General features: G+C 72.1%; 20 protein-coding genes (1 of these 20 running past the window's edge). 11 read left to right on the forward strand and 9 right to left on the reverse strand.

The annotated features are described in order from the left end of the window. Positions 1 to 501, reverse strand: partial view of a DUF4920 domain-containing protein gene (locus WMF14_RS40015; protein WP_272102681.1) — the 5' portion only. Its footprint begins 45 nt before the window's first position; only the first 501 of its 546 coding nucleotides appear in the window; it begins with the start codon at positions 499 to 501; its stop codon lies off the left edge, out of view. A 155-nt stretch (positions 502 to 656) separates the two neighbouring features. Here WMF14_RS40015 and WMF14_RS40020 point away from each other — a divergent pair, with 155 nt between their 5' ends. Next, positions 657 to 1,490 (forward strand): hypothetical protein, encoded by an 834-nt coding sequence (locus tag WMF14_RS40020; protein WP_437795131.1) that lies wholly within the window; start codon positions 657 to 659, stop codon positions 1,488 to 1,490. Between the two features lie 21 nt (positions 1,491 to 1,511). Here WMF14_RS40020 and nadA read toward each other — a convergent pair whose 3' ends face one another. Next, positions 1,512 to 2,471, reverse strand: coding sequence for a quinolinate synthase NadA (gene nadA / locus WMF14_RS40025; RefSeq protein ID WP_272102679.1), 960 nt, complete (start codon positions 2,469 to 2,471; stop codon positions 1,512 to 1,514). Between the two features lie 236 nt (positions 2,472 to 2,707). Between nadA and WMF14_RS40030 the strand changes: the two genes are divergently transcribed. The 4 genes from WMF14_RS40030 (at position 2,708) to WMF14_RS40045 (ending at position 8,621) form a co-directional block, all read left to right on the forward strand. Continuing rightward, the gene (locus WMF14_RS40030) at positions 2,708 to 3,046 is read left to right on the forward strand and encodes a DUF3634 family protein (RefSeq protein ID WP_272102678.1); all 339 of its coding nucleotides are present in this window, start codon (positions 2,708 to 2,710) and stop codon (positions 3,044 to 3,046) included. 42 nt (positions 3,047 to 3,088) lie between these two features. Next, positions 3,089 to 4,480, forward strand: coding sequence for an ABC1 kinase family protein (locus WMF14_RS40035; RefSeq protein ID WP_437795134.1), 1,392 nt, complete (start codon positions 3,089 to 3,091; stop codon positions 4,478 to 4,480). A 108-nt stretch (positions 4,481 to 4,588) separates the two neighbouring features. Continuing rightward, the gene (locus tag WMF14_RS40040) at positions 4,589 to 6,682 is read left to right on the forward strand and encodes a protein kinase domain-containing protein (protein ID WP_437795137.1); all 2,094 of its coding nucleotides are present in this window, start codon (positions 4,589 to 4,591) and stop codon (positions 6,680 to 6,682) included. Between the two features lie 61 nt (positions 6,683 to 6,743). Next, positions 6,744 to 8,621 carry a hypothetical protein gene (locus WMF14_RS40045; RefSeq protein WP_437795140.1) on the forward strand — a complete coding sequence of 626 codons (1,878 nt, stop codon included), beginning with the start codon at positions 6,744 to 6,746 and terminating at the stop codon, positions 8,619 to 8,621. A gap of 19 nt (positions 8,622 to 8,640) precedes the next feature. On the opposite strand, the gene WMF14_RS40050 is transcribed toward WMF14_RS40045, so the two are convergent. After that, complete coding sequence (locus WMF14_RS40050; RefSeq protein WP_272102674.1) at positions 8,641 to 10,587, reverse strand: ribonuclease R family protein; 1,947 nt, start codon at positions 10,585 to 10,587, stop codon at positions 8,641 to 8,643. A 335-nt stretch (positions 10,588 to 10,922) separates the two neighbouring features. On the opposite strand from WMF14_RS40050, the gene WMF14_RS40055 reads away from it, so the two are divergent. Beyond that, positions 10,923 to 11,414, forward strand: a complete 492-nt coding sequence (locus WMF14_RS40055) for an FHA domain-containing protein (protein WP_272102672.1) — start codon at positions 10,923 to 10,925, stop codon at positions 11,412 to 11,414. A gap of 19 nt (positions 11,415 to 11,433) precedes the next feature. Here the strand turns inward: WMF14_RS40055 and WMF14_RS40060 are convergent, their stop codons facing one another. Both WMF14_RS40060 and WMF14_RS40065 read right to left on the reverse strand, forming a co-directional pair. After that, positions 11,434 to 13,281 (reverse strand): PEGA domain-containing protein, encoded by a 1,848-nt coding sequence (locus WMF14_RS40060; RefSeq protein ID WP_437795142.1) that lies wholly within the window; start codon positions 13,279 to 13,281, stop codon positions 11,434 to 11,436. Between the two features lie 5 nt (positions 13,282 to 13,286). Beyond that, on the reverse strand, positions 13,287 to 16,082 hold the full coding sequence (locus tag WMF14_RS40065; RefSeq protein ID WP_437795143.1) for a protein kinase domain-containing protein: 2,796 nt from the start codon (positions 16,080 to 16,082) through the stop codon (positions 13,287 to 13,289). A 500-nt stretch (positions 16,083 to 16,582) separates the two neighbouring features. Between WMF14_RS40065 and WMF14_RS40070 the strand changes: the two genes are divergently transcribed. Beyond that, on the forward strand, positions 16,583 to 17,980 hold the full coding sequence (locus tag WMF14_RS40070; RefSeq protein WP_437795145.1) for a cytochrome-c peroxidase: 1,398 nt from the start codon (positions 16,583 to 16,585) through the stop codon (positions 17,978 to 17,980). A gap of 54 nt (positions 17,981 to 18,034) precedes the next feature. On the opposite strand, the gene WMF14_RS40075 is transcribed toward WMF14_RS40070, so the two are convergent. The 3 genes from WMF14_RS40075 to WMF14_RS40085 form a co-directional block, all read right to left on the reverse strand. Continuing rightward, positions 18,035 to 18,346, reverse strand: a complete 312-nt coding sequence (locus tag WMF14_RS40075) for a hypothetical protein (protein WP_272102668.1) — start codon at positions 18,344 to 18,346, stop codon at positions 18,035 to 18,037. A gap of 119 nt (positions 18,347 to 18,465) precedes the next feature. Continuing rightward, positions 18,466 to 19,023, reverse strand: a complete 558-nt coding sequence (locus WMF14_RS40080) for a hypothetical protein (protein ID WP_272102667.1) — start codon at positions 19,021 to 19,023, stop codon at positions 18,466 to 18,468. A 163-nt stretch (positions 19,024 to 19,186) separates the two neighbouring features. After that, positions 19,187 to 20,587: a hypothetical protein gene (locus tag WMF14_RS40085; protein WP_437795147.1), complete on the reverse strand. Its 1,401-nt coding sequence runs from the start codon at positions 20,585 to 20,587 to the stop codon at positions 19,187 to 19,189. Positions 20,588 to 20,824: 237 nt separating this feature from the next. On the opposite strand from WMF14_RS40085, the gene WMF14_RS40090 reads away from it, so the two are divergent. From WMF14_RS40090 to WMF14_RS40105, 4 genes are all read left to right on the forward strand, one after another. Further along, entirely contained in the window at positions 20,825 to 21,286 is a 462-nt protein-coding gene (locus WMF14_RS40090; RefSeq protein ID WP_437795149.1) for a PIN domain-containing protein, read from the forward strand. Positions 21,287 to 21,531: 245 nt separating this feature from the next. Further along, positions 21,532 to 22,809 (forward strand): putative metal-binding motif-containing protein, encoded by a 1,278-nt coding sequence (locus tag WMF14_RS40095; protein ID WP_437795152.1) that lies wholly within the window; start codon positions 21,532 to 21,534, stop codon positions 22,807 to 22,809. A 30-nt stretch (positions 22,810 to 22,839) separates the two neighbouring features. Continuing rightward, positions 22,840 to 24,024 carry an aldo/keto reductase gene (locus WMF14_RS40100; RefSeq protein ID WP_272102663.1) on the forward strand — a complete coding sequence of 395 codons (1,185 nt, stop codon included), beginning with the start codon at positions 22,840 to 22,842 and terminating at the stop codon, positions 24,022 to 24,024. Positions 24,025 to 24,218: 194 nt separating this feature from the next. Beyond that, positions 24,219 to 25,016 carry a hypothetical protein gene (locus WMF14_RS40105; protein WP_437795155.1) on the forward strand — a complete coding sequence of 266 codons (798 nt, stop codon included), beginning with the start codon at positions 24,219 to 24,221 and terminating at the stop codon, positions 25,014 to 25,016. Positions 25,017 to 25,043: 27 nt separating this feature from the next. Here WMF14_RS40105 and WMF14_RS40110 read toward each other — a convergent pair whose 3' ends face one another. Next, a complete protein-coding gene (locus WMF14_RS40110) occupies positions 25,044 to 25,997 on the reverse strand; it encodes an ABC transporter substrate-binding protein (protein ID WP_437795158.1) in 954 nt (317 codons plus the stop codon).

Genomic DNA, 25,997 nt, shown 5'->3' on the forward strand with positions numbered 1-25,997 from the left:
GACCCGGCCCGTCTGCTTCTCGGCTTCGCCGCGGCAGTTGTCCTTGGCGCCGCACGCGGCGCCTTCCTCGGCCTCGCCCGCGACCATCTTGCCCTGGACGACCGCCCGGTGACCGGAGGCGTCCTTCGGGACGAAGAAGCTGTGGCCCGCCATCTTGATATGGGCGCTGCCGGACTCGTCGGCGATCTCCATCCAGCAGCCCATCGACTTGCACACGGCCGAGACGACCCCCTCGGTCCGGACGGTCTTTCCGCTGAACTTGCCCGGCTCCTGCAGGAGCGCCGGCAGCGGCGTCGTCGAGCTCTCCGTGATGGGCGCGCCAAACTGCTTCTTCTCGAGCCGCGCGATCCCGGAGGCCGACGCCTGCATCGGCGATGCGCCCTCGGCGGTCGCGGGAGGCGCAGCCCCGGGAGCCGGCTCGGCGTCGGGCTTGCGCTCGGCGGAACAGCCGAGCTGCGCAAGGACCAGGAAGAACAGGGAGGCGATGGGCTTTGCACGCATGGGGACGAGTTTGCCCGACCCGACGGGCCCCTGCCACCGGCCCCGGGAGCACCCCGGCAGCGGCGAAGCGCGTCCGGCGGCCCTGCAGCAGCCGGCGGGGACGCGAGCGCTGCTGGCGGCTCGGCCGCTCCCAAAAGCCTGCTACAAGGGCGGGCATGCGAACCGCTCGCGCCTGCGTGGGACGAGGCACGGCGGCGTGCGCGGTCGCGCTCGCCTTCGCCTCGACCGCGCACGCCGAGGAGCCCTCGAGCGCCGCGACCTCCGAGGATGCCGCTCCGGCCGAGCAGCCACCGGGACCTCCGCGACCGCCGCTGCCGCCCGCGCCACCCCGGACCCGCTTGCCGTGGGCCAGGCACATCGAGATCGGCCCGGACATCGCCCTCGTCAACCGGTTCGGCTCGAACGACGCCGCGGGCCAGCCGACGGGGATTCGCCTGAAGCCCGCGGTCGGCGTCGGGGTCCACGCGCGCTGGGAGATCTTCGACTACCTGCGCTTCTCCGCCTTCTTCGTGCACGCCGAGCACGAGCTCGCGCTCCAGACCGGCGCGCTCGCGCAGCCCGGCCCGATCACGGCAGAGCCACGCGAGGACGGCGCGCCCGCTGTACGCTCCCTCGCGCTCGGCGCGCGCCTCGCCCCCACGCTTCCGCTCAGCGAGCGCGCCCGCTCGTGGCTGTCGGTCGGCGTCGGTTACGACCGGTTCGACTTCGACCGCATGCGGGTCTCCGACCCCGGGGGGGAGTTCACGGTCCGCGAGCGCGGCGCCTCGTACGTCGAGATCCCGCTGGGGCTCGGGGTGTCGTTCGACATCATCCGCCGCTGGCTCACGATCGAGCTGGAGACCTCGGGCGCCTTCGTGCTCGGCCGGGGCGGCGACGCCACCCGGGAAGGCCAGGCCATCGACGCCCAGGGGCGGCGGCGCACCATCGGCGCGCTGCCGCAGACCCGAGGCTCGTTCGTCCAGACCCTCGGGCTCTCCCTCGTGCTGTGATCGCCGCGTCGCGCGCCGAGCTCAGCTGAGGGCCAGCATGCGATCGATCGGGACGCGCGCGCGCTCGCGCAGCTCGGGCGCCATCTCGAGGCGCGGGGCGAGATCGCGCAGCGCGAGATAGACCTTCTCGAGCGTGTTGAGCCGCATGAAGGGGCACTCGTTGCAGGCGCAGTTGCCCTCGGGCGGCCCCTCGATGAACTCCTTCTGCGGCGACGCCTTGCGCATCTGGTGCACGATGCCGCTCTCCGTCGCGACGATGTACTTCCGGGCGTCGTCCGCGGTGGTGTATTTGAGCAGCGCGGTCGTCGAGCCGATGTAATCGGACATCCGCAGGATCGGCTCCTCGCACTCCGGGTGCGCGATGAGCTTCGCGTCCGGGTGGCGCTCGCGCAGCGCGACGATCTTGCGCAGGCTGAAGGTCTCGTGAACGACGCAGCTGCCCTGCCACAGGCGCATCGGGCGGCCCGTCCGCTCGACGAGCCAGCGCCCGAGGTTCTTGTCGGGCGCGAAGAGGATCTCCTGCCCCTCGGGGATCGCGCGGACGATCTTCTCCGCGTTCGACGACGTGCAGATGTAGTCGCTCTCCGCCTTCACCTCGGCGGAGCAGTTGATGTACGAGATCGCGACCGCGCCCGGGTACCGGGCGCGCCACGCACGGAAGCGGTCGACGGGGCAGCCGTCGGCGAGCGAGCAGCCCGCCGCGAGGTCGGGGACCACGACGATGCGCTCGGGGTTCAGGATCTTCGCCGTCTCGGCCATGAAATGCACGCCGGCGAACAGGATGACGTCCGCGGTCGTCTTCTTCGCCTGCTGGGCCAGCTGCAGCGAGTCGCCGAGGAAGTCTGCGAGATCCTGGATGTCGCCGTCCTGGTAGTAGTGGGCCAGGAGGACGGCGTTCCTCTCCCGCTTCAGGCGGCTGATCTCGTCGTGCAGATCCAGGCGCGGATCGATGGCGGCAGGCTGGGGCGCGGCGCTCGTCATGGCTACCTAAGGTAGGCACCGCGCGGCGCGCTGACCAGGGCCCCCGAGCCGCGCGGTGCTCGCCGGCGCTCCACGTCGCATCGCGTATCTCGCGTATCTTGCGCATCCCGCGCGGCGCTCGGCGCCCGCCGGCACCCCAGAGCCCGCCGCGTCCGTCGTTGACAACGGCCGGCACCGGTTCACGATCGAGGCCCGCGGTGGGCCTGGGGAGGAGCTCTCGTCGTGGGCGGCCACCCATGTCCCTCCTGATCCCCGTCGCCCTGCTCGCCCTCGTCGTGCCGCTCGTCGTGGCGCTCCTGCGCGCAAATGAGCTATTTTGCGTGCGCGTCGAGGGGCGCAACGTCCGGCTGCTCCGGGGCCGGATGCCGCAGCGGCTGCTCGACGACATCACGGACGTCCTCCGCGCAGCGCCGGTCGGGCGGGGCGCGGTGCGGGTCGTCGTCGAGGACCGGCGCGCCCGGGTCCACGTGGAAGGGGATATCTCTCCCGAGCAGGCTCAGCAGCTGAGGAACACCGTCTCCATGTGGCCGGTTCCGAAGATCCGCGCGGCCCCGAAGCGCCGCGCAGGCGCATGACCCCTCCGCGCCGACATTTCCACCCTAGCGAGTCAGTCCCGCATGGCCGACGACAAACCCCGAGACAATCCGCCGACCTCCAAGCTGGGGCGCCTCGCGCGCCTCGCCGGCCTCGCGCCCCGCACGATCCCGTTCGCCATCGAGGGCGCGAAGCGCGTCCTCGGCGCGACCCGGACCGAGGAGGAGGAGGCCGAAGCGCGGCGGAGGATGGCCCAGGAGGTCAAGAAGACCGCCGAGGCGATGCTGAAGACGCTGGGCGAGATGAAGGGCCTGCCGCTCAAGTTCGGCCAGATGGCGAGCTACATCGACGGGCTCGCGCCGCCGGGATACGAGGAGAAGTTCCAGGCCACGCTGAAGAAGCTGCTCGACAAGGCGCCGCCCCTGTCGCCGGAGGCCGCGGAGCAGATGATCCGCGAGGAGCTCGGCGCCCCGCCCGAGCGCGTGTTCGCGGCGTGGGAGCGGGAGCCGTTCGCGGCGGCCAGCATCGGACAGGTGCACCGGGCCACGACGAGGTCGGGGGAGCGGGTCGCGGTGAAGGTGCAGTACCCCGGCATGGACAGGGCCATCGAGAACGACCTGAAGAGCGTCTCGATGCTCGAGGCGATGATGGCGCCCCTCGCCAAGAAGCTGCACGCCCGGCAGACCGTCGACGAGCTCCGCAAGGTCTTCCTGTCCGAGCTCGACTATGCGCGCGAGGCCGAGATGGCGGACCTGTTCCGCCGCATGAACGCCGGGGACGAGGACGTCTACATCCCTCGCATCCACCACAGCCTCACCACGAGGCGCGTCCTCACGCTCGAGCTCGTCGACGGCATGAGCTACGCCGAGTTCTGCGAGCGCGGCAGCCAGGAGGCGAAGAACCGCGCGGGCCTCTCCATCTGGCGCTTCACCTTCCGCTCGATGCTCCGGTACGGCTGGCTCTACGCCGACCCGCACCCGGGCAACTACCGCTTCCACGAGGATGGCCGCGTCACGATCCTCGATTTCGGCTGCGTGAAGCAGCTCCCGCCCGACCTCGTGGAGGGCATGAAGCGCTACATGCGCGCGGCCATGGACGCGGACTGGAAGGAGTTCGACCGGGCGTGCGTGGAGGTGCTCGGCTACGACCCGGCCGACGAGAGCTGGGATCTCTACCGGAGCTACACGATGGAGCTCATGGTCCCGCTGTGCACGCACGGGACCTGGAAGTGCTCCCCGGAGAAGGCGCGCGAGACCGTGGCGTACCTGACCCGCGGCATCCGGGGGCTCGCCCTCAAGGAGGGAGAGAAGATGCCCACCATCCCCCACGTGCCGAAGATGCCGCAGGACTTCACGTTCGTGAATCGCCTGCAGTGGGGGCTCGCGTCCGTGCTGGCGGGGCTCCGGACCGAGGCGGCGTTCCGGCGGACCATCGATCCCTGGGTGCGCGACGGGGTGCACCCTGTCCCCGATTGAGCGAGGATCGCTGGTAGGCTCGTCGGCGCGGAGAGGCGCGCCGAGGTCGCTTCCGCCGCGGCTCTCACCTTGACCTCGATCCCGCACGCTGTGACATTCGATCGGGGCATGGACGACGAGAGGGCGGCCTGCGAAAGGCGCGTAGGAACGACCCTGCGGGGCAAATGGACGATCGATCGCCTCGTCGGGATCGGCGGGATGGCCGCCGTCTATGCCGCGACCCACAAGATCGGGCGGCGCGAGGCGATCAAGATCCTCCACCCCGAGGTGGCGCGCTCGAAGGACCTGCGCGCCCGGTTCGAGCGCGAGGCGCAGGCCGTCAATCGGTTCCAGCACCCCGGCGTGGTCGAGATCCGCGACATCGACGTGACCGAGGACGGGGCGCCGTTCCTCGTGATGGAGCTCCTGGACGGCGAGTCGCTCGCCGACCGGCTCCAGCGGCTCGGCAACATCGAGATGGGGGAGATGCTGCGGCTCATGGATGAGCTGCTCGACGTGCTCGGAGCCGCGCACGAGCAGGGGATCATCCACCGCGACATCAAGCTCGACAACCTCTTCGTCGAGAGGACCGGGCGCCTCAAGGTGCTCGACTTCGGCATCGCGCGCATGCGCGACGGCGTGAAGACGGCGATGCGGACCCGGACGGGCGCGACGCTCGGGACCGTGTCGTACATGGCCCCGGAGCAGGTGCGCGGCATCTCGGTCGACCACAGGGCGGATCTCTTCGCCGTCGGCGCGACCATGTTCCGGGTGATCGCGAAGCGGCGCATCCACGAGGCGCGCACGGAGTCCGAGCTGCTCGTGAAGATGGCGACCATGGCGGCGCCGCCGCTCGCGAGCGTCGCGCCGGAGACGCCGCACGGGCTGTGCCTCGTCGTGGACAGGGCGCTCGCGTTCGATCGCGACCGGCGCTACCCGGACGCCCGCACGATGCAGGCCGACGTGCGCGCGCTCCTGCATGGAGCGGCGCCGCCGCACGCGTCGGCGCGCCTCGCGGCGGGCGACGTGCCGTCGGCGGGCGCGCCGCAGCTCTCCCCGATGCTCCTGGCGGCGGCTGCCTCGTCGGACGCGCAGGCCGAGCCTCCGCCGCGGCCCGCGGCCCCGTCGGGCGCGAGGTGGAACGAGATGGGCTCGGCGCCCGCGATCGGATCGGAGCTCGGTCCAGGCAACAGCGGGGCGTCCTCGTGGGAGGCCGCCACGATGGCGGCGCCCGGAGCTCCGCGCGGGAGCGCCATGGATGCGGCCCAGGCGCACGGAGGTCACCCCGGCATGGCGCAGGCCGTCCCCGGCGCTCCGAATGGACCGCCGTCGGCCCTGTACAACACCGGAGCCGGCCACGCCGGAGCGCATGGCGCGCCCGCACCTCGGCAGGGCGCCGGCGCGCCGCACAGCGCGCCAGCCTCGCTCCACAACACAGGCTCGGGCCTGCACAACGTCGGCCCGGCCTACGGCGCCCCCGCCTCGGCACACGGCGCCAGCGCGCCCCACAGCGCACCGGTCTCGCTCCACAACACAGGCTCCGGCCTGCACAACGCCGGACCGGCCTACGGCGCGCTCGCCCCGGCGCACGGCGCCAGCGCGCCCCACGGCCCGCCAGCCTCGCTCCACAACACAGGCGCCGGCCTGCACAACACCGGACCGGCCTACGGCGCGCCCGCCTCACGGCACAGCGCCGGCGTGCCGCATGGCGCGCCCGCCTCGCTCCACAACACCGGCTCGTCGCTGCACAACACCGGCTCGTCGCTGCACAACACCGGCTCGTCGCTGCACAACACCGGCTCGGCCTACGGCGCGCCCGCGCCGCCGCACAGCGCCAGCGCGCCCTACGGCGAGCAGCCGGCCGCCGCGTGGGCGCCGCGCCACGCTCAGCCTAGGCTGCCGCCGAAGCTCGTGATCCCGCTCGCGCTCGGCGGCGTGGCGCTCGTGATCGTGAGCGTGCTCGCGGTCTGGATGGCGCTCCGCGACGAATCCCAGAACGACGCGGTCCGGCACGATCTGCTGCCGGCCCAGAGCGCGAGCGCCGGGCCGACCCAGCTCTCCCCGTCGTCGGAGAGCACCGACGAATCGCGGAGCAACGCGAACGAGCCAGGATCGCGGAGCAACGCGAACGAGCCCGAGACGATGCGCCCGGACGCGCCGAACGCTCCGGCGAGCGCGCCGCCCGCGAGCACGTTCATCATCGACTTGACCAAGAAGAAGTAGCGGACGAGAAAATCACGCCAGGACTGAAGCCAGATCGCCGAACATGGAGCTCCGCCCCCTCATGGTGACGAGGACAACCCCGCGCGCGCGATCGATGCTCGTCGGGTCTGCGCTGGTGCTCACGCTCTCGGGAGCGTGCTCGGACCCGGTGCCGATCGGCCCACGTCCCGACGCCGGCGGCGACGGTGGAGGCGGCGACGGTGGAGGCGCGCCGCTCTGCAGCGTCGGCGACGTGCAGCCCTGCTATCCCGGCCCCGCAGACACCGAGGGTGTCGGCGTGTGCGCGGCGGGCGTGCGGAGGTGCCAGCCAGACGGCCAGAGCTTCGGCGAGTGCGAGGGCGCCGTGGTCCCGAGGCCCGAGGACTGCAGCACCACCGTGGACGACGACTGCGACGGCGCGACGAACGAGCCCGACGCAGGGTGCGTGTGTACCCCGGGCCAGATCAAGACTTGCTACAGCGGCCCCGAGGGGACGAGCGGCGTGGGGCTCTGCGCGGTGGGGCTGCAGATGTGCGACCTCTCGGGCACGTCATGGCGGCCGTGCGGCGGCCAGGTCACCCCGCAACGAGAGACATGCACGGACGACACCGACGAGGACTGCGACGGCTTCGCCTGCAGCACGCCGCTCTGGGGCGCCCTCTACGGTGACCAGAACACCCAGAGCGCGACCAGCGTCGGCGTCGACGCGCAGGGAAACATCTATATCGGCGGCACCTTCTCGGGGACCATCAACCTGACCGGCAAGGAGACGGGCGCCCTCGTCAGCATCGGCACCTCCGACGTGTACGTCGCGAGCTTCGACCCCTCCGGACAGCACCGCTGGAGCGTGAGGTTCGGCGGCAGCGGCGCCGAGACGCTCAACGGGCTCGCGGTGACGCCCGAGGGCAACCTCGTGCTCGGCGGGACGTTCTACGGCTCGTTCACGTTCGGCGGCACGACGCTGAGCAGCGTCAACGCGCTCGACACCTTCGTGGTCACGATGAGCGGAGAGAAGGGCGAGCAAGGCTGGGCTCGCCAGCTCGGCGACGCGGCGGATCAGACGCTGCGCTCGATCGCGGTGGACCCCGCCGGAAACATCGTGATCGCCGGCTACTTCAGCGGATCGCTGGTCTGCGCGCCGTCGCCCGTCCCGGGCGGCGACCCGATCTGCGCCACCAGCAAAGGCGGCACCGACATCTTCGTGCGGAAGTACGATCCGCTCGGCGCCGTCGTGTGGACGAGGATCTATGGAGACGACAAGAACCAGTTCGCGACCAGCGCCGCCGTCGGCAACGACGGCAGCGTGTTCGTCACGGGCCGGTACAACGGCACCCTGACCGTCGGCTCCCGGCAGGTGAAGAACACCGGGCTCGGGCCGAACCTGTTCGTCCTGAAGCTCGACAGCAGCGGGAACGGCGTCTGGCTCTCGGACTATGGAGACACGGCGTCGCAGGCAGGCACCGGGATCGCCGTCGCTCCCTCGGGCGCGGTGCTCGTGACCGGGACGTACATGGGCGAGCTCAACTTCGGGCCGGCCGGCACGCTCCCCGCCAACGATGTGCAGACGGCGTTCGTAACGTCGCTCGCCCCCGACGGCGTGCCCGTGTGGGCGCGGTGGTTCGCCGGAGACGGCACGCAGGAGAGCACGTCGATCGCCACGGACGCGGAGAACGCCGTGGTGGTGACCGGCTCGGTCCAGGGCGTCGTCGACCTCGGCGGCGGGCCGCTGCCCGGCGGCGGCGGCTTCGACGCCTTCGTGGCGAAGCTCGACCCCGATGGCAACCACCTCTGGGGGAAGGTGCTCGGCGCCGCCGGCAACCAGAAGTCGAACGCGGCGGCCATCGCGCCGAGCACGAAGGTCATCGCGCTCTCTGGCACCGCCGAGGGGAAGATCGACTTCGGCCTCGGCGAGCACGCGGCGAACGGCACCGACGCGTTCGTCGTGCTCCTGTCGCCGTAGACCGGAGCCGCCGCCCCGGTCACGGGGCGCCGCGAGCGCCCGCAGGGACGAGGTCGACGCGGCCGAGCTCCTCGTTGGTCGCCGCGATGGCGGCGCGGATCGGCTCGCCGACGCCGTAGCGACGGCTCGCGCCGACCAGCGCCTGGGCGGCGACGTCGATCCGATAAGGGCCGCCTGGCAGCGCCTCCAGCGCGATCGTGCCCGTCGCGCCGGACTCGACCATCTGGACGACGAGGCCGAACGGCTTGATGGAAACGATGTTGCCCTCGATCTCCTCGCCGACGCGGGAGGCGAACAGGCGCGCCACGAGCATGCGGTGCCGCTCCGTCTCGGCCTTGGCGGCGCTGCGCGCGCGCGCGTTCAGGTGGTGGGCGAGCGACGCGAGCGCCTCGGCGTCGACGCGCTGGTCGCGGTGGCCCTGGAGGTAGCGCTTGACCACGCGGTGCACCGCGAGGTCGGCGTAGCGGCGGATCGGGGACGTGAAGTGCAGGTACAGCGGGGCGCCGAGGCCGAAATGCAGGCCTCCGGCGGCCGTGTACCGGGCAGGGCCGAGCGCCTTGCCGAGCACGGTGCGGATGCCCGGCGCGAGCTCGGAGCCCCTGTACTGCGCCTCGAACGCCGCGAGGCCGAGGGGGCTCAGGCGCGCGCCGAAGCCGGCCTCGACGCCGAAGTTGTGCGCGAACTGCTCGAGCGCGCGGATGCGATCCTCGGTCGGCTCGTCATGGACACGAAAGATGCAGGGGAGCCCGCGCGCCACGAGCCAGCTGGCCACGGCCTCGTTCGCCGCCACCATCAGCCGCTCGATGAGGCGGTGCGCGCCCGTGTCGGAGCGCGGCGAGACGCCGGTCGGCTCGCGCGTCTCGGCGTCCAGCGTCACGTACGCCTCCTCGCGATCGAGCTCGACGCCGCCGCGCGCCGCGCGGACCGTCGACAGCCGCGCGGCCGCGGTGCGGAGCCAGCGCACGACCGGCCGGGCCGCCTCGGGGATGCCGGCGGAGCGGCCCGTCGTCAGGAACTCCTCGACGGCGTCGTACGAGAGGCGGGCGTGCGAGCGGATCACGCTCTCGTGGAGGTCGATCGACCGGATGCCCCCCTCGGGGTCGATGCGCAGCTCGACCGTGACCGCGAGCCGATCGACCCCCGGGAGCAGGCTCGCCGCCTCGCTGGAGATCGCGTCGGGGAGCATCGGGATGACGCGGCCGGCCAGGTAGACGCTCGTGCCCCGGGCGCGGGCCTCGAGATCGAGCGGCGAGCCCTCGGGGACGAACGCGTCCACGTCGGCGATCGAGACGAGGACGCGGAGCGCCCCGTCGGGCCCGGCGGGCAGCACGGAGACGGCGTCGTCGATGTCCGTGGTGACGGGCGCGTCGATCGTGACGGTGATGACGTCGCGCAGATCGCGGCGGCCGCGCGCGAGCTCGCGCTCGACCGACACCGCCGCCACCGACGCGCGCGACGCCTCGAGGACCTCGCCCGGGAACACGGCGCGCACGCCGTTGCGGGCGAGGCAACGCTCGATGCCGAGGTCGGCGCTCGACGAGACGACGCGCGCCGGGACGACCGCGGCGCCCTCGATGACGGCGACCACCGCGGCGCCCTCGGGGAGGTCGTCGGCGCTGCCCGGCTTGAACGGCCAGTCCGTGTTGGAGACGAGGCGATCGACCCGGAGGTGCGGCCGCTTCGCGTGCGATACGACCGTCCCGAAGAGCTCGGCGCGGTCGCGCTGGACGAGGGCGAGCTGCGACGCGCTGAAGCGGCCCGGCTCCGCCTCGACGACGACCGCGTCGACGACGTCGCCGTCGAGGAACGGGTTCAGATCGGGCGGCGCGATGAAGGCGGTCGCCGAGCCGAGGGCAGCCCAGCCCGGCCTGCCCGGCGCCCCCGCCTTCTCCGGAGAGGCCTCGATGTTCAGGAACCCGAAGCCACGGGGGTTGACCGAGATGCGTCCACGAACGGGTGCGTGCATAGGCGCGGAAGGTACGCCAGATCCCGGCGCTTTCGAGCACAAGCTGCCCACCGAGCCCGCATTGATGTCACAGAATTATTGCAACACGGTAAACAGGCAGCGGCGCGACGCCGTGGCCTCGCGCGCTGCATGCCGAGATGCGCTCGGGGCCCAGGGTGCCTCGCGCTGCGCTGCAACGACGTGCGGGCGGCTTCGCGGTTCCACGTGCGCCGGGCGCCGTGCGTGGGCGCGACGCCACGGCAAAAGTGCCTCCGTGGACGGTCCGCGGCGCCGGATCGGCTTATACTCGGCACATCGTGGAAGACGCAGGGGACATCATCGAGCTAGCGCGTGTGATGCCTCGGGACCGCTTCGTCCGCCAGGTGACGAACCTGCTCCTCGTGGTGTCCGAGGCTGGTCCGGACAACCAGCAGATCGCATTCCGGACGGTCGCCGCATCGCCGGCGGCGCACCGGAAGCCGCCGCCTCCGCCCGGTCCAGCGAGCGAGGTGTTCCAGCTCGTCAAGGCGAAGGGCAATCCCTATCTCGACCAGATCTCGGTGGGCCGCACGCGCAATTGCGACGTGGTGCTGCGCCACCCCTCGGTGTCCAAGCTGCACGCGCACTTCCGGCGGAATGAGCAGGGGCAGCTCGTGCTCATCGACAACGGCTCGCAGAACGGGACCCGCGTGAACGGCAAGGTGCTCTCCGAGAGCGAGCCGCAGGAGGTCGCGGTGGGCGACGTGATCCAGTTCGGCCGGCTCACGACGTCGCTGCTCGATGCGGCGGCCCTCTTCGACCTCGTGCGCGAGCAGGCGCGCCTCGCGAGGGATCAGGCGAGCCGGTGAGCGCCGCGCGCGGCGGCGCTCAGAACCGGTATCCCACGGAGACGTTCGGAAAGAACATCGTGAACGTGCCGTGGGCGAGCTCCTCGAACACGACCTTCTTGCCCGGCGCGCAGTCGACCGTGGGGTGCGCCGCGTCGCACTCGGCGGCCCCGACCACGTAGGTGTTGCCCGTCTCGAGCGGCGGGCCGTCGACGAGGAAGAAGCCGACGCCGAGGCCCGCGCTGGCGCTGAGGCGCCCGAGCTTCAGCCGCAGCCTCAGCTCGGGCATCGCGAACGGGGCGGCGGCGCGGACGGCCCTGCCCGCGTTCTGCACGGCCACGCCGACGGTCCTCTCCGCGTCGGACGCCGTGCCGGTCACCTCGTCGCTCATCTCGGCCAGCACCACGCCGAGCCCCAGCGCGCCGCCGAGGTCGAGCCACGACGACAGCCCGTAATAATAGCTGCCGCCGACGATCACCGTCACGCCGGCCATGCCGATGTCGTCGTGAAAGCTGTAGCGGATGGGGAGCCTGCCGTTGCCCCCGCCCGGAGCGGCGTACGTCGCGTCGAGCGAGCGATCGAGCGTCGTGCGGAGGCTCAGGTACCCGGCCGTGAGCTCGATGGCGGCGCCGATCGGGAACTGGTAGCTGCCGCGCACGCCGGCCAGGACGCCGGACGGGCGCGAGATGCCCGAGCAGCTGTAGCTCTCGCAGCTCCGCTCGGCGTCGCTCTCGAGGGACGAGGCGAAGGCATAACCACCGGTCGCCTCCAGCCGGAAGACGCCGACCCTCCGACCCCAGCGCGGGTGCGCGTCGTCGATGGCGAGCGGCAGGACGATGTCGCCCGTCGTCGTCCTGTCGACGGTCGCGCGGAGCGTGCGCGCGAAATAGCCCGGCTCGTGCGCCTCGAAGGTGTGGCGCCCGAGCGGCAGGGCCCCGCGCCACTGCCCCTTGCCGACCGGGACGCCGTTGATGGTCAGCTCCGCGCTCAGCGGCTGGGCGACGACGCGGACCTCCTCGCCGAGCGGCCCCGCCTCGACCGTGGCGACGGCGAGCTGCCCCGCGATGACGCTCGCCTCGCGCGGCGCAGAGCCGAAATTGCCCTTGCGCACCGAGTAGAAGTGCGGGCCAGGCGCGAGCGCGCCCTCCCACGGCAGCTGGCCGATCAGCGCGCCGTCGATGGTGAGATCGGCGCCGACGAGCCGCTCGTCCTCGATCTTCAGCCGGCCCGTGCTCGCGAGAGGATCGAGCTTCGCGTCCACCGACGTGGTCTCGGCGACGCGGACGGTCAGGATCCGCTCGAACGTGTGCCAGCCGTCCTTGACGACGCGGAGCGTGTGATCCCCGGGGAGCAGCCGGACCGGGCCGGCGAGGGGGAGCCGGCCGCGCGACCTCCCGTCGATGAGCACCAGGCCATCGACGTTCGACGAGACGACGACGCTGCCGATCCGCGCTCGCAGCGTGGCGATCGCGGACGCGACGCTCCGGCGCTCCGGCTCGCCGAGCTCCGCGCGGAGCTCCGTGAGCAGCGTCTCGTAGAGCTCGAGCGCCTCGTCGTAGCGCCCGAGCTGATCGAGACAGAACGCGGCGTTGAGGGTGTTGGGCACCGACGCGACGACCTGGCGCGATCTCAGGTAGAGCTCGAGCGCGCGCTGGAGGTCGCCGATCTTGCGCAGTTCGTTCCCTTCTTGAAAGAGCGCCTTGGCCCGGGCGAGCGCCTCGTCGGTCGACGTGGGCGACGCGGGCGCTGAGGCAGGCGGCTCGGGTGGCGCGCCCGGGACAGCCCCTGGCGGGGGCTGCGCGCGGGCCGGAGACGCAGGCGCCGCGCTCGCCACGGCGAGCGCGCACGCCGCAAGGCAGTGTCGCAGGGCGCGACGGGCGCGCGGCATCGGTCTCACCACCGGTCGACCGGCACCACCGCGGTCGGAGCCGACGGAGCCGCAGGCGCCCCCGTGGCGGAGGGCGTGGCAGGGTCCGCCACGGGAAGAGCGCCGCGCGGGGCGCGGGTCTTCCTGTCCCGGCGCAGGGCAGGCTCGGAGGCCGCGACCGACGCAGAGGCCGGCGCGGGCGGCTGGAGATCGATGCGATCGGGGCGGATCGTGCCGTCGCTCAACATGAACACCGTCCCCTTCGTGGTCGCTTCGCCGCGGGTCACCTCGATCTCGAACGTGTCGCCGGCGTTGCCCGTCAGGTCGAGCCGGCCATCGCTCACCGAGCGCGCCGCGCCGTTGACCCGCGCCGTCGCATCCTTCGGGAGCGTCACGACGGCGGTGAAGGACGCAGGCGCCGGCGCAGGCGCAGGCGCAGCCGCGACGGGCAGCGCGGGCTCGCTCGGCGCGGCTGGCGACGCGCCCCGCTCGTCGCCCGTCGAGGCGCGCAGCGCGAGGCCGCCGCCGATCGCGGCCAGGGCGATCACCGTGACCGCCGCCCCGACGAAGCGCCGCCGTGTCGCGCCGGAAGGCGCGTTCACCGCGGTGAAGGAGCTGCCGCCGATGGAGCGCTCCTCCCCGTCGACCGATCGCGAGAGCCTGGACTCGCGCAGCGCGGAGATCGGGGTGGCGCCGGCGCGCCGCTCGGGGTCGATGCCCCGCAGCTGCTCCATCGTGACGGCGCCGGAGCCCTCCGCGTGCGACTCGAGCGCGGCGATGAGCTCCTCCATGCTCTGCCAGCGCTCCGCAGGATCCCGCTGGAGGCCGCGGTGCACGACGGCCGCGAGCGCCGGGGAGACCCACGGCGCGGCCCCGGAGAGCGGCGGCACGCGCTCGGTGCAGATCGCGAGCAGGAGCTCGGTGAGCGAGGCGTCGGGATCCCAGGGGCAGCTCCCGCAGAGCGCCTGGTAGAGCGAGACCGAGAGGCTCCAGATGTCGGAGCGGTGATCGACGTCCTTCGCCATCTTGGCCTGCTCGGGAGACATGTAGATGGGCGACCCGAGCACGCCGCCGGCGCGCGTGAGCTCGTGCGAGACGCCATCCCCCGTGCGCTTCGCGATGCCGAAATCGCACACCTTGACCACGATCCTGCGATCGCTCGACGACGGCGGGCGGATGGAGCCGGACGGGCGCCGCCCCGACGGCGGCGGGCGGACCGAGCCGGACGAGCGCCGGACCGACGGCGGCCCCGCGGCGAGCGAGCCGCGCTGGGTGGACGGCGGCGCCGACGCGAGCGGGCCGCGCCGGGTGGACGGCGGCGCCGACGCGAGCGGGCTGCGCCGGGTGGACGGCGGGGCGATCGAGGTCGACGGGCGCTGGGCCGCGCCCTCGAACGGCGCGTGCAGGAAGAGGTTCGCCGGCTTGATGTCCCGGTGCACGATCCCCTCGGCGTGCGCCGCCGCGAGCCCGCGCGCGGCCTGGATGAACACGCGCACGACGGGCTCCGGCTCCAGCGGACCGCGCATCCTGAGGAGCTTGGCGAGGTCCACGCCGTGCAGGAGCTCCATGACGATGAACGGCGTCGCGAGCGTGAGGTCCATGCCGAGCTCGAACGTCTTGACCACGTGCGGGCTCTGGATCGCGGTCACCGCGCGCGCCTCGCGGATGAAGCGGCGCACGGCGTGGTCGTCCTGCCCGACGGCGCTCTTGAAGATGACCTTGGCCGCCACCCGCCGCCCTTCGGGCGACTCCGCTTCGTAGACGGCGCCCATCCCGCCGCGCCCGATCAGCCGGCGCACCGCGTACCGGCCGCCGAGCTCGCGGCCGACCAGCGGATCGATCTCGGCGCCGGCGCGCTCGGCGATGGCCTCGCGCAGCTCGGGATCGAGCGGCGTCAGCATGTCGATGGTGATGCGCTCCTCGCTGCCGGACGCGGCGCGCAGCGCCTCGGCGAACGCCTCGATCGACGGGTAGCGCCGGTCCACGTCGCTGTGCAGCGCGAGCGAGAGCGCGGTCGCGAGGCGCGCCTCGATCCACGGGGCGCGGTCCTGGATCGACGGGAACTGCGCCAGGGACGGCGCCGGCGCGTCCGCCGCCGTGTCCGCCGGGCCGAGCTCGGCGGTGTCCGCCGTGACGTCGAGCTCGGCCCACGGCGAGACGCCGCAGAGCATCTCGTAGAGCGTCGCCGCGAGGCCGAACACGTCGCCCCGCACGTCCGCGGAGCGGTCCCGCGGCCCCGACTCCTCGCGCAGAGGACCGGTGCTCCTCGCCGCCTTGCCGGGGGCGGAGGTGGCCGTGTCACAGCCCTTCGAGAGCCCGAAGCCAAAGACGCGGACGAGGATCTCTCCGCTCGCGAGGTGCTCCAGGAAGATGCGCGGCGGCCGCACGTCGCGGTAGACGAGGCCCGCGGCGTGCCCCGCCGAGAGCCCCGCGGCGGCCTGGAGCGCGATCCGCACGGCGACCTCGGGCGCGAGCGGCCCCGTCTCGGCGAGCAGGGCGGCGACGTCGGTCCCGTCGAGCAGCGGCATCACGAGGTAGGCGAGATCGCGCTCGAGGTCGTGGCCGGCGTCGACGATCGGGACGACATGCGCGTTGTCGAGCTTCGCGGTGACGCTCGCCTCGCGGGTGAGCCGTGAGAGCGTGTCCTCGGTGACGACGTCGGGCCGCAAGACCTTCAGCGCGACGCGGCGACCCGAGGGGCCCCTGGCCTCGAACACGACACCGAAGCCCTGCGCGGAGAGGACGCGGACGATCCGATATCCGCCGGTAAGCGCGCCCCCCACGAGCGCCGTCGGATCCGCCAGAGGTGCTGTCCGGCCCATGTCCTCAAGCATACGACGGCCCATCGCGCCCCACAAAGCATGCGTGCCACGCGACCTCGGAGGCGCGCTGGGCGCGGGCGCCGCACCGCCGCGGAGCGCCGGCCACGCACCTACAACGACGCCACGCGCGGCGCGGCGCGGCGCGACCGCCGAATGTAGGCGCGACAACCGCAGATAATGCGATGAACGGACCGCCGTATACGCAAGAACACGCGAGGACACGCAAGAACACGGGGGGATACGCGGGGATACGCAAGAACACGGCGGGACACGCAAGAATACCGGGGGATACGCAAGAACACGGCGGGACACGCAAGGACACGCAGTAAGCCCTTTGAATCATGGAATATTTATCTAATTTGTCTTGCCGGCCGGAAGCTCGCGAGTTTAGATTCCCATCATCCGATTCACAGCCGCTCGATCAGGATCTGAGCAGGACTGGTTGATCTCAAGCGCGCACCCCGATGTGCGCCTCCCCCGCCGGGGGAGCCGGAGGCACCATGACCCTGCGATCCCTCGGGCGCGCGCTCGCCGCCCTGACGGCCTTTCTCGTCCTCACGCTCGTCCTGGCGCGACCTGCGCGCGCCAAGGGCCCTTCCGTCGATGAGCGGCTCGCCAAGGTCCTCGCCCGGCACGGCTTCACCGGAGAGATCGAGTCGACGCTGGAGTCGCGGCTCGGGCGGAAGCTCGACAAGAAGCTCGCGAAGCTCGGGCGTGACCTGTTCTTCGACAGCCTCCTCGGCCTGAACGACGACAACTCGTGCTCAGGGTGCCACGCGCCGGCTGCGGGCTTCGCCGACACGCAGTCGATCGCCATCGGCATCGACAACAACGGCGTCGTCGGGCCGCACCGCACAGGGCCGCGCAACCAGCGCCGTGCCCCCACCATCATCAACACGGCCTTCTATCCCACGCTGATGTGGAACTCTCGGTTCTTCGCCGTGTCCGGCGACCCCTTCGACAACAGCCAGGGGTTCTCGTTCACCGCGCCGGAGGGGACGTCGCTCTCTTCCCTGCCGCACCTGCTCAACGCCCAGGCGTTCATCCCGCCGACCGAGGTCACCGAGATGACCGGGTACGAGGCGCCGCAGTCGCACGACGTCGTGCGCGAGGAGGTCACGGAGCGCGTGAACGACGTGAAGGCGTACCGCAAGCGGTTCGCCAAGAGCTTCCGGGCGGTGAAGCGAGGGGACGACATCACCTACGAGATGATCGCGGCCGCCATCGCCGAGTTCGAGATGTCGCTCACGTTCGCCGACGCGCCCATCGACAGGTTCGCCCGCGGCCGCCGGAACGCGATGACGCTGGAGCAGAAGCGCGGCGCGCTGCTTTTCTTCGGCGAGGCGGGGTGCGTCAGGTGCCACGCGGTGTCGGGGGAGTCGAACGAGATGTTCAGCGACTTCCAGCAGCACGCGATCGGCGTGCCGCAGATCGCGCCGACCGACGATCCGGCGCACTCGAACGTGGTCTTCGACGGCCCGAACGCCGATGAGGACTTCGGCCTGGAGCAGGTCACGGGCGATCCGGCCGATCGGTACAAGTTCAGGACGTCGCCGCTGCGCAACGTCGCCCTCCAGCCCACGTTCTTCCACAACGGCGCGTTCACGTCGCTGGAAGGCGCCATCCGCCACCACCTCGACGTCTACACGTCGGCCACGGAGTACACGAACAAGCGCCTCGACCGCGATCTGCGGGGCCAGATGGGCCCGCTCGCCCCGGTCCTCGCCGCCGTCGACCCGCTGCTGGAGCAGCCGATCGACCTCACGGAGGAGGAGATCAGCTGGCTCTGCGCCTTCGTGGGAGAAGCGCTGCTCGACCCGCGCGCCACGCCGAAGCGGCTCGCGGCGCTCATCCCGGAGGAGCTCCCGAGCGGGCGCGAGGTCCACCGCTTCGAGTAGCCGCGAGCCGGGCAGGCGGCGCTCCCCCGGTCGAGCGCCCGCCGGCACCTCGGATCAGCTGCGGTCGAGGCAGCTGTTCAGCGACTCCTTCTGGATGCTGCACTCCTCGTCGTACTTCGCTGGATCGCAGTTGTCCTCGGCGTGGTTGCGACACTCCAGGTACGAATCCCAGGCGTCGTGACAACCAGCCTCCTCGGCGGCCTCCGTATCGGCGCTGCACATCGCGAGGCAGCTCTGCTCCGTCGTGGCGTCCCCCGGGCACTCCACGGCTTGCTCGCAGAGCTCAGGGCAACCCTCCTCCTCGCCGTGCTCGTCGCTGCAGCCCAGGGCGACGAGGGCGAGCACCATCATTGTCATTACCTTCATCGGCCCACCGTATCACGAGAGCGACGCTGCGCGCCGGCGCGGCCCAGGTGGGCGCCAGTAGGCGGCCGCCTGGGCGGCGCGCCGGCTCGCTCCGGCGACCGCTCCCGGGAGAGCACAGATCAAGGCAGAAGGCGGGAGAGGAGGCTCCACTTCGCCGAACGACCGGACTTCATGGCGAGGACCGTGGTCACGCCGATCACGCCCGCCGTGAGGGCGATGTTGAGCGGCCCCATGACGCCGAGGAGCCGCTGCCGCGCCGTGGCCCTCGCGGGCCAGCGCGGCCCCGGCGCTTCGTCTTCCTTGAGGAGGGGCGCCCCGCCGTCGGGCGCCTCCTCGCGCATCTGCTGTCCGCCCATCATGCTGGCGACGCTCGTGGCGAGCGTCGCGCCCAGGAGAATGTCCTTCAAGCGCACGAGATCGCGGGTCTCACGGTCGATCGATCGCCCCGAGATCACCGTCCGCCCGATGAACCAGGTGGCCGCGGCGGTGCCGAGCGAGATCGCATTGACGAGGTTGTACCGCTGCCAGGCGTCAGCGAGCACCTTGCCCCGCTCGGCCTCGGAATGGATATCCTTGACCGCCTGGCGCAACGCCAGCCGACCGAAGAGGGGGCCGCCGAACCCCGCGGCCAGACCGAGCTCATGCAGCACCCATGCAGACGTCGAGAGAGTAGCCATGTCGTTCCACCTCGTCGCGACGCGCCAAGCAAGATCGTGCCCAGGGCTTGACTGCGCTCCATGATCCAGGTCGTCGCAGGCGCGCCGTCTCGGCGGCGCGCCGGCGGCCGCGAGGTCGGGCCCGGCGCGGCCCCCACGAGAACGGCGTTTACCCGGCGAGAGCTCAGGTCGACAGGTACGTCGCGCCGCCGCGCAGCACGGCGTTCCCGCGAGCGCCGCTGAACTCTCGTCCGGCGGATGAACCACGCTCGTCGACGAGCGCGGCGGCGGCGGGGCGGAGCACGTCGGCCACGGCCTGCTGCCGCAGCCGGTGGAGCTCGCCTTCGGCGAGGAACCCGTGGGCGGGCGGGAGATCGCTGTCTGCGATGCCCGGCGCTCCGGCGCCCACCTGGTCGAGCGCGCGCGAGAAGGCCCCGGCGACGCGCTCTCGAAGGCGCGCGCCGCCCGTCGTGACGGCCCAGCGGACGAACGCCCAGGCGAGCTCTGCGTGGCGCGCCTCGTCGCGCGCGATCGCCTGGAGCGCCATGCGCACCGCCGGCGGCCGCGCCGCCTGCGCCGCGATCTCCGCCTCGATGGCCGAGAGGGTCTCTCCGACGCAGCCCTCCACGACGGTCGCCAGGGTGAGGGCCTCGAGCGAGCCGAGGTCGTCGAGCGCGCCGTGCAGGGGCAGCGGGCCGACGCCCACCGGCTCCCCCGCGTACGCCGACGCGATCGCGAGCGCGAGGCGCGCGTGCCGCACCTCGTCGAGCGCCGCGCGGTGCGCCGCTTCGAGCAGCTGGGGCGGGGCGCCCTGCGCCATCAGCGCGAGCGCGAAGCGGCCGAAGGAGGCGACCGAGGCGTGCTCGTTCTGACCGCGCTCGGCCCAGCGCCGGGCGAGCTCGCGGCGCTCCGCGGGCGCGAGCTCGCTCAGGTCGGTGTCGGCGAGCGCGCGCTCGAAGCGCCGCACGTCGGTCTGCGACCACGCGCTCGGGGCGTGCGCGAGCGGCGCGACGCGGGGCTCGCCGCGGACGAGGAGAGGGCGCCCTTCACAGGAGATGGAACCGACGAGGTAGCAGCAGCTCGCCGGATCCGACGCGGTTCGGTTCGCGTAGGGGCCCTGGATCCACCCGGCCGCGCCCTCTCCCTCGGCGCTGCACGTGCATGTCCCCGAGCCGGGCGGCAGGTCGTCGAGGTGCGGCGCAGCCTCGGTGGCCGCAGGGCAGGCGCCGCCGACCGGCGCCGTGCAGTGCACCTCGTAACAGCACTGGCCGTAATAGCCACCATCGTGGAACGGTCCAACGCAGGTCGGATCCGGATAGGGATCGAGCGGCGCCGAGGCGTCGGGAGGATCGACTTCGCCACCTCCGCCGGCCCCCGATGTCACGCCTCCCGTCGAGCTCGAGCTGGAGCTCACCCCCGATGCCGCGCCTCCCGTCGAGCTCGAGCTGGAGCTCACCCCCGACGCCGCGCCTTCAGGCGCGCTGGAGCTAGGGCCGGACTCGACATGCGTGCCGCAGCCCGACACCAGCGCGAGGCTCGCGCCCCACTGGGACGCGACCAGGATTCGAAGCAGGAAGTTTCGCATGGACGGCGACAAGCAAGGCATGTACCGGGCGAACACACGTCGTTTCGGCCGCCGAGCGAGCCCGCCGTGCCAGCGTGTGCCATCGTCCTGCCGTCAGGCATGCGGCCTCGGCCCTCGCCGCCGGTCGACTTTCCATCTGGCCGCGGTCCTGGATACCGGGTCTCGATGTCACCAAACCACCGGCCTGCCGGGCAGATCTGGAGCGGTGCGGGGGTGCGTCCATACCGATGAGGCGTCATGCGGATCGTTCTCGATAGCTCCGTCGCCATCGCCTCGATGAAGCCCGCAGAGCCCGGGCACGCGGACGCGCTCGCCTTTCTCGAGCGCGCCCGCGCCGCCGTGGCCGCGGGCGCGGCGCGCGTGCTCGCGCCGCCCGAGCTATGGCTCGAGGTGTACGTCGCCGAGCAACGGCTCGCGGTGTCGCGGCGGGCCGCGCCCGCGGCCACGAGCCCGCTGGGAGGCCTCGCGATCGAGCTTGTCACGCCCGAGGACGCGGGCGCCATCACGGAGTTCCTCGCCCAGCTGACGAGGCGCATGCGCGGCCGCAGGCCCTTCGCCAACGCGACCGACCTCGTGTATCTGTGGGCCGCCCGCCGCGCGGATGCGACCGTGGTGACGCTCGACGAAGGGCTCCTCAAGTACCACGGTGTCGTCTGCGATGTGACAAGGCCGCAGCACGTTCGGTTCGGATTCGGATAACGCGCTGCAGCGAGCGGCAATCCACTTCGCGACACACGCCGTGCAAGAAACGTCGAAAACAGCGTCTCTGGATGCTCACGGCGCAAGTTTACACTCCGTGCATATGCACTTGTCGCACCCGGCGAGGGCAGCTATCCCTGAGCGTCGCAGCGGAGCGCGCGGAGCTCGCGGGCCTGAGCTGCGCGGCGAGGCGCATGCGAAGTACATCGCTTATTTCACCGGTCCTCTCGGTGAGCTTGGCCCTCTTGACCACGCTGGCTGCGTCGCAGGCCCACGCCCGCCGCTCCGGGATGGCGGTGGAGGGGTGCAACGGCTGCCACACCGGCGGCGCGGTGCCGGATATCACCATCGACTATAGCCCCAAGAACCCGGGGGCCGGCGAGGCGGTGACTCTGCAGGTGCAGATCCGGTCTGCCAACATCAACGCCGGGGGCGTCTATCTCCTCACCGAAACAGGCCGGTTCTCCCCCATCAACGGTCAAGGCACCAAGCTCATCGACGAGCACCAGCTCGTCCACGACGCGCCGAAGCGAGCGAGCGGCGGGGTCGTCCGCTTCGACGCGCAGTGGATCGCGCCGGGCGCGCCGGGCGGGGTCGTCGTCAAGGTGTGGGCCCTCGCTGCCAACGGCGACAACAGCCCGCGCGGAGACGGCGCTTCGTCCGCCGACACAGCGTTTGCCTACGGATGCACCGGGACGACGTATTACCTCGATCGCGACGCCGACGGATACGGCGACTCCAGCGCACCCAGGGTCGATTGCACCCGGCCGGCCGATCACGCCGACCGCGGCGGCGATTGCGACGACTACAGCGTCAACATCCATCCCGGTCAGGAAGAGGCGTGCAACGAGATCGACGACGACTGCGACGGAGAGATCGACGAGGAGCTCGCGGTCACGACGCAGTATGAAGACGCCGACGGCGACGGCTACGGCTCGTTCTTCGGCGCGACCGTCACGGCGAAGTGCCCCCCCGAGGGGTACGCGCCGAGCTCCAACGACTGCAACGACAGATCCCCCGACGTCCACCCGGACGCGCCCGAGATATGCAATCTCGCCGACGACGACTGCGATGGTCGGATCGACGAGGGCGTGCGCGAGGTGTGCGGCGTCGGGATGTGCGCGCGGGAAGCGAGCGCGTGCACCCCCGGGTCGTGCACGCCCGGCGAACCGACCGCCGAGGTGTGCAACGCGCTCGACGACGACTGCGACGGCGAGGTCGACGAGGACCCAGGCCTCTGCGCGCCCGGCGAGGGCTGCCCGAGCGGCACGTGCAGCAGCAGCAGCAGCAGCAGCGGGACCGGCGGCGGCACGGCCGGGAGCACCGGCAGCGCCGGAAGCGCCGTTGCCTCCGCGGGCTCCGCGGGCGGCGGCGCGCCGGACGAGGGTGGAGCGGACAGCGGCGGTTGCGCCGTCGACGCCGGCGCCCCCGGCGGCGGGTCTCCGTGGCGCCTGCTCACGCTCGTCTCGCCGTTCGCCCTCCTCGCGTTGCGGCGCCTGCGGAAGGGTGGCACCCTAGGGTAAGCCTTCCTTCCGAGCCTGAGGTCGACACGCATGCTCTACCGCCGCTTCGGTCGCACCGAGATCAAGATGCCTGTCCTCTCGTGCGGAGGGATGCGGTACCAGCAATCCTGGAACGACAAGGACCCCATCTCGCCCGCGAGCCAGCGCAACATCGAGGCGTGCATCGAGCGGGCGATCGAGCTTGGAATCAATCATATCGAGACCGCGCGAGGGTACGGCACGAGCGAGGAGCAGCTCGGGAAGATCCTGCCGACGCTGCCGCGCGAGCGGATCATCGTCCAGACGAAGGTCAGCCCCGAGGCGGATCCAGCGGAGTTCCTTGCGACGTTCGAGCGGTCGATGAAGCTCCTCCGGCTCGATCACGTCGACCTGTTCGCGCTCCACGGCGTGAACGACGAGACGCGCCTCTCGTGGTCGCTGCGCAAAGGTGGCTGCCTGGACGCTGCGCTCGAGCTGAAGCGGCAAGGCCGCGTGCGCGCGGTGGGGTTCTCGACGCACGCGGCGCCGCGCGTGATCACCGCGATGGTGCAGGACGGCCGATGCGATTACGTCAACCTGCACTGGTACTACGTGAATCAGCTCGCCTGGCCGGCCATCCAGGCTGCGGCCGAGCAGGACATGGGGGTCTTCATCATCAGCCCCACCGACAAGGGAGGCAGGCTGTACGAGCCGAGCGACAAGCTCGTGCGGCTCTGCGACCCGCTCTCGCCGATCGTGTTCAATGACCTCTTCTGCCTCGCTCGTCCCGAGGTCCACACGATCAGCGTCGGGGCGGCGCGCCCGGCCGACTTCGACGAGCACATGAAGGCCTTGCCGCTGCTCGACGGCGAGGGCGCCGCGCAGGCCGCGCTGGCGCCGATCCTGCGCCGGATCGACGAAGAGCTGGAGCGGGTGCTCGGCCGGGCGTGGCTCGAGACATGGCACGTCGGCCTCCCCGACTGGGAAGCCGTCCCCGGGCACGTCAACATCCGCGAGATCCTGCGGCTGTACAACTTCGCCCGCGCGCTCGACATGACGGCCTACGGCAAGATGCGGTACAACCTCCTCGGCGGCGGCGGCCACTGGTTCCCGGGGAACCGCGCCGATCGCGTGCGGGAGCTCGATCTCGCGCAGGCCCTCGCGGGCGCGCCGCAGCGGCACCGCATCCCCGAGGTGCTGGCGGAGGCGCACGCGCTGCTCGCAGGGCAAGAGGTGAGGCGCCTCGGCAAACACTGAGTCTGAGCTTCGCGCGAGCGCGGCGAGCGGCTCCGCGGCGGGTGAGCCGGGCGCGCGCCTCCGTCGGCCACGGAGGCGAGCCCCCGCGTTGCAAAAGCGGGAACGGCCGACAGCGCACGGTTCTTGCCGCGTCCTGCCCTTGTTCGACATCCTCCCCTGGTGGGTCGGGGACAGTCGTTCCAAGGAGGTCTCTCATGCGCATTCACGGTACAGGGACGATGGCGCTCCTCTGCGCGCTCGCGTTCGCGGCAGGGGCAGGCTGCAATTCCGGCGGAGGGGATAGCGGAAGCGGCGGAGCGAGCGCAGGCACCGGCGGCGCGAGCGCGGGCACCGGCGGCGCGGGTGCTGGCAGCGGCAGCGCGGACGCCGGCAGCGGCGGCGCGGGTGGTGGCACCGGCGGCGCAGGCGCTGGCACCGGCGGCGGGGCGGAGGAGCTGAGGTGGTATCTCACATGCGGCGATCCGGTATGCAGCGGGCACCGGCCGCGCGACGGGGTGAAGCCATGCACCGACGAGAAGGAGGGGGCCCCGTGCGCCGCACCGGACGCGACGTGCGATCCCGCGAACGACTGCAACGCGCAGCTGCTCTGCACCAGCGACGATCCGACGCAGCGTCCGGGAGGTTGCCCCAGATCCCGCGCCCGGTACAAACACGATATCCGGTACCTGCCGGAGACCGAGCTCGCGCGCGTGCGCGACGAGCTCGTCGCTACGCCGCTCGCGACCTGGCGTTACAACCACGAGGGCGGGCACGGCCGCGAGCATCTCGGGTTCATCATCGACGACAATCCGGCGAGCCCGGCGGTCGCGAGCGACGGCGATCACGTCGACCTGTACGGATACACGAGCATGGCCGTGGCAGCGATCCAGATGCAGCAGAAGCAGATCGCCGCCCTCGAGCGCGAGCTCGCGGCGCTCCGCAAGGAGCTCGACTCGGCGCGGCAGGCGGCACGCCCGCCGGCGTCCAAGGCGGCCGGCCGGGCCCCACGATAGAACAGCCGCAAACGCTGGGAGCCGGGGTCAGTCGTCTTCGAACGCATGCCGCCGGAGCTCCGCGTCGATCCGCACCACCGATTGGGCGTGCGCGCGGCGCGCGTCGGCGAACACGGCCGGGTGAGCGCAGGCCGCGAGGATCTCGAGCGACTCCACGATGCGGGGACCAGGGCGATTGAAGAAGGCGTTGCCGTCGGCGACGTACACGCGGCCTTGCGCCACGGCCCGATACGTCGCCCAGGGCAGCATGCGGGGGAGGAGGTCGAGCTCATCGAGCGTGCGCTCGAGGGTGAAGCCGCACGGCTTGATCATCACCACGTCGGGATCGAGCGCGGCGAGAGCGGCCGGCGAGAGCGTTGGCGCGTGCTCACCGGGTCGCGTCACGAGGGGTTCCGCGCCTCCAAGGGCGATGAGCTCCGGCATCCACGTGCCGCCGATCATGACAGGATCGATCCACTCGACCGCCAGCACGCGCGGCCTGCCCGGCGCCGCGGCCGCGCGCGCGGCGGTGGCGGCGACGCGCGCGCGCAGCCGGTCGACGAGCGCCGCGCCGCCTGCCGCGCGGCCGATCCCCTCGGCGACGCGGCGAACGTCGGCCCAGATGTCGTCGAGCCGCGTCGGGTGCAGGTTGATGATGCGCACGTCCTGCCGCGCAAGGCGCGCGACGGCCGCGCGGACGTCGTCGAACGACACCGCGCAGACGTCGCAGAGGTCCTGCGTCACGATCACGTCCGGCCGCGCCTCGCGGAGGGCGTCCAGATCGATGTCATAGACCGCGAGCGCGTCCCGGAGGACGTCGCGGACCGCGGCGTCGATCTCCCGGCTAGAGCGCGCCGGCCTGAGCCGCGGGCGCGTGAGCACCGGGAGGCCGGTCAGCCCCTCGGGGAAGTCGCACTCGTGAGAGACACCGACGAGCTCGCTCTGCGCGCCCAGCGCGCAGACGATCTCGGTCGCGGACGGCAGCAGGGAGGCGATGCGCAT

The sequence above is a fragment of the Sorangium sp. So ce693 genome, from assembly GCF_051521375.1.
Lineage (GTDB): Bacteria > Myxococcota_A > Polyangia > Polyangiales > Polyangiaceae > Sorangium > Sorangium atrum.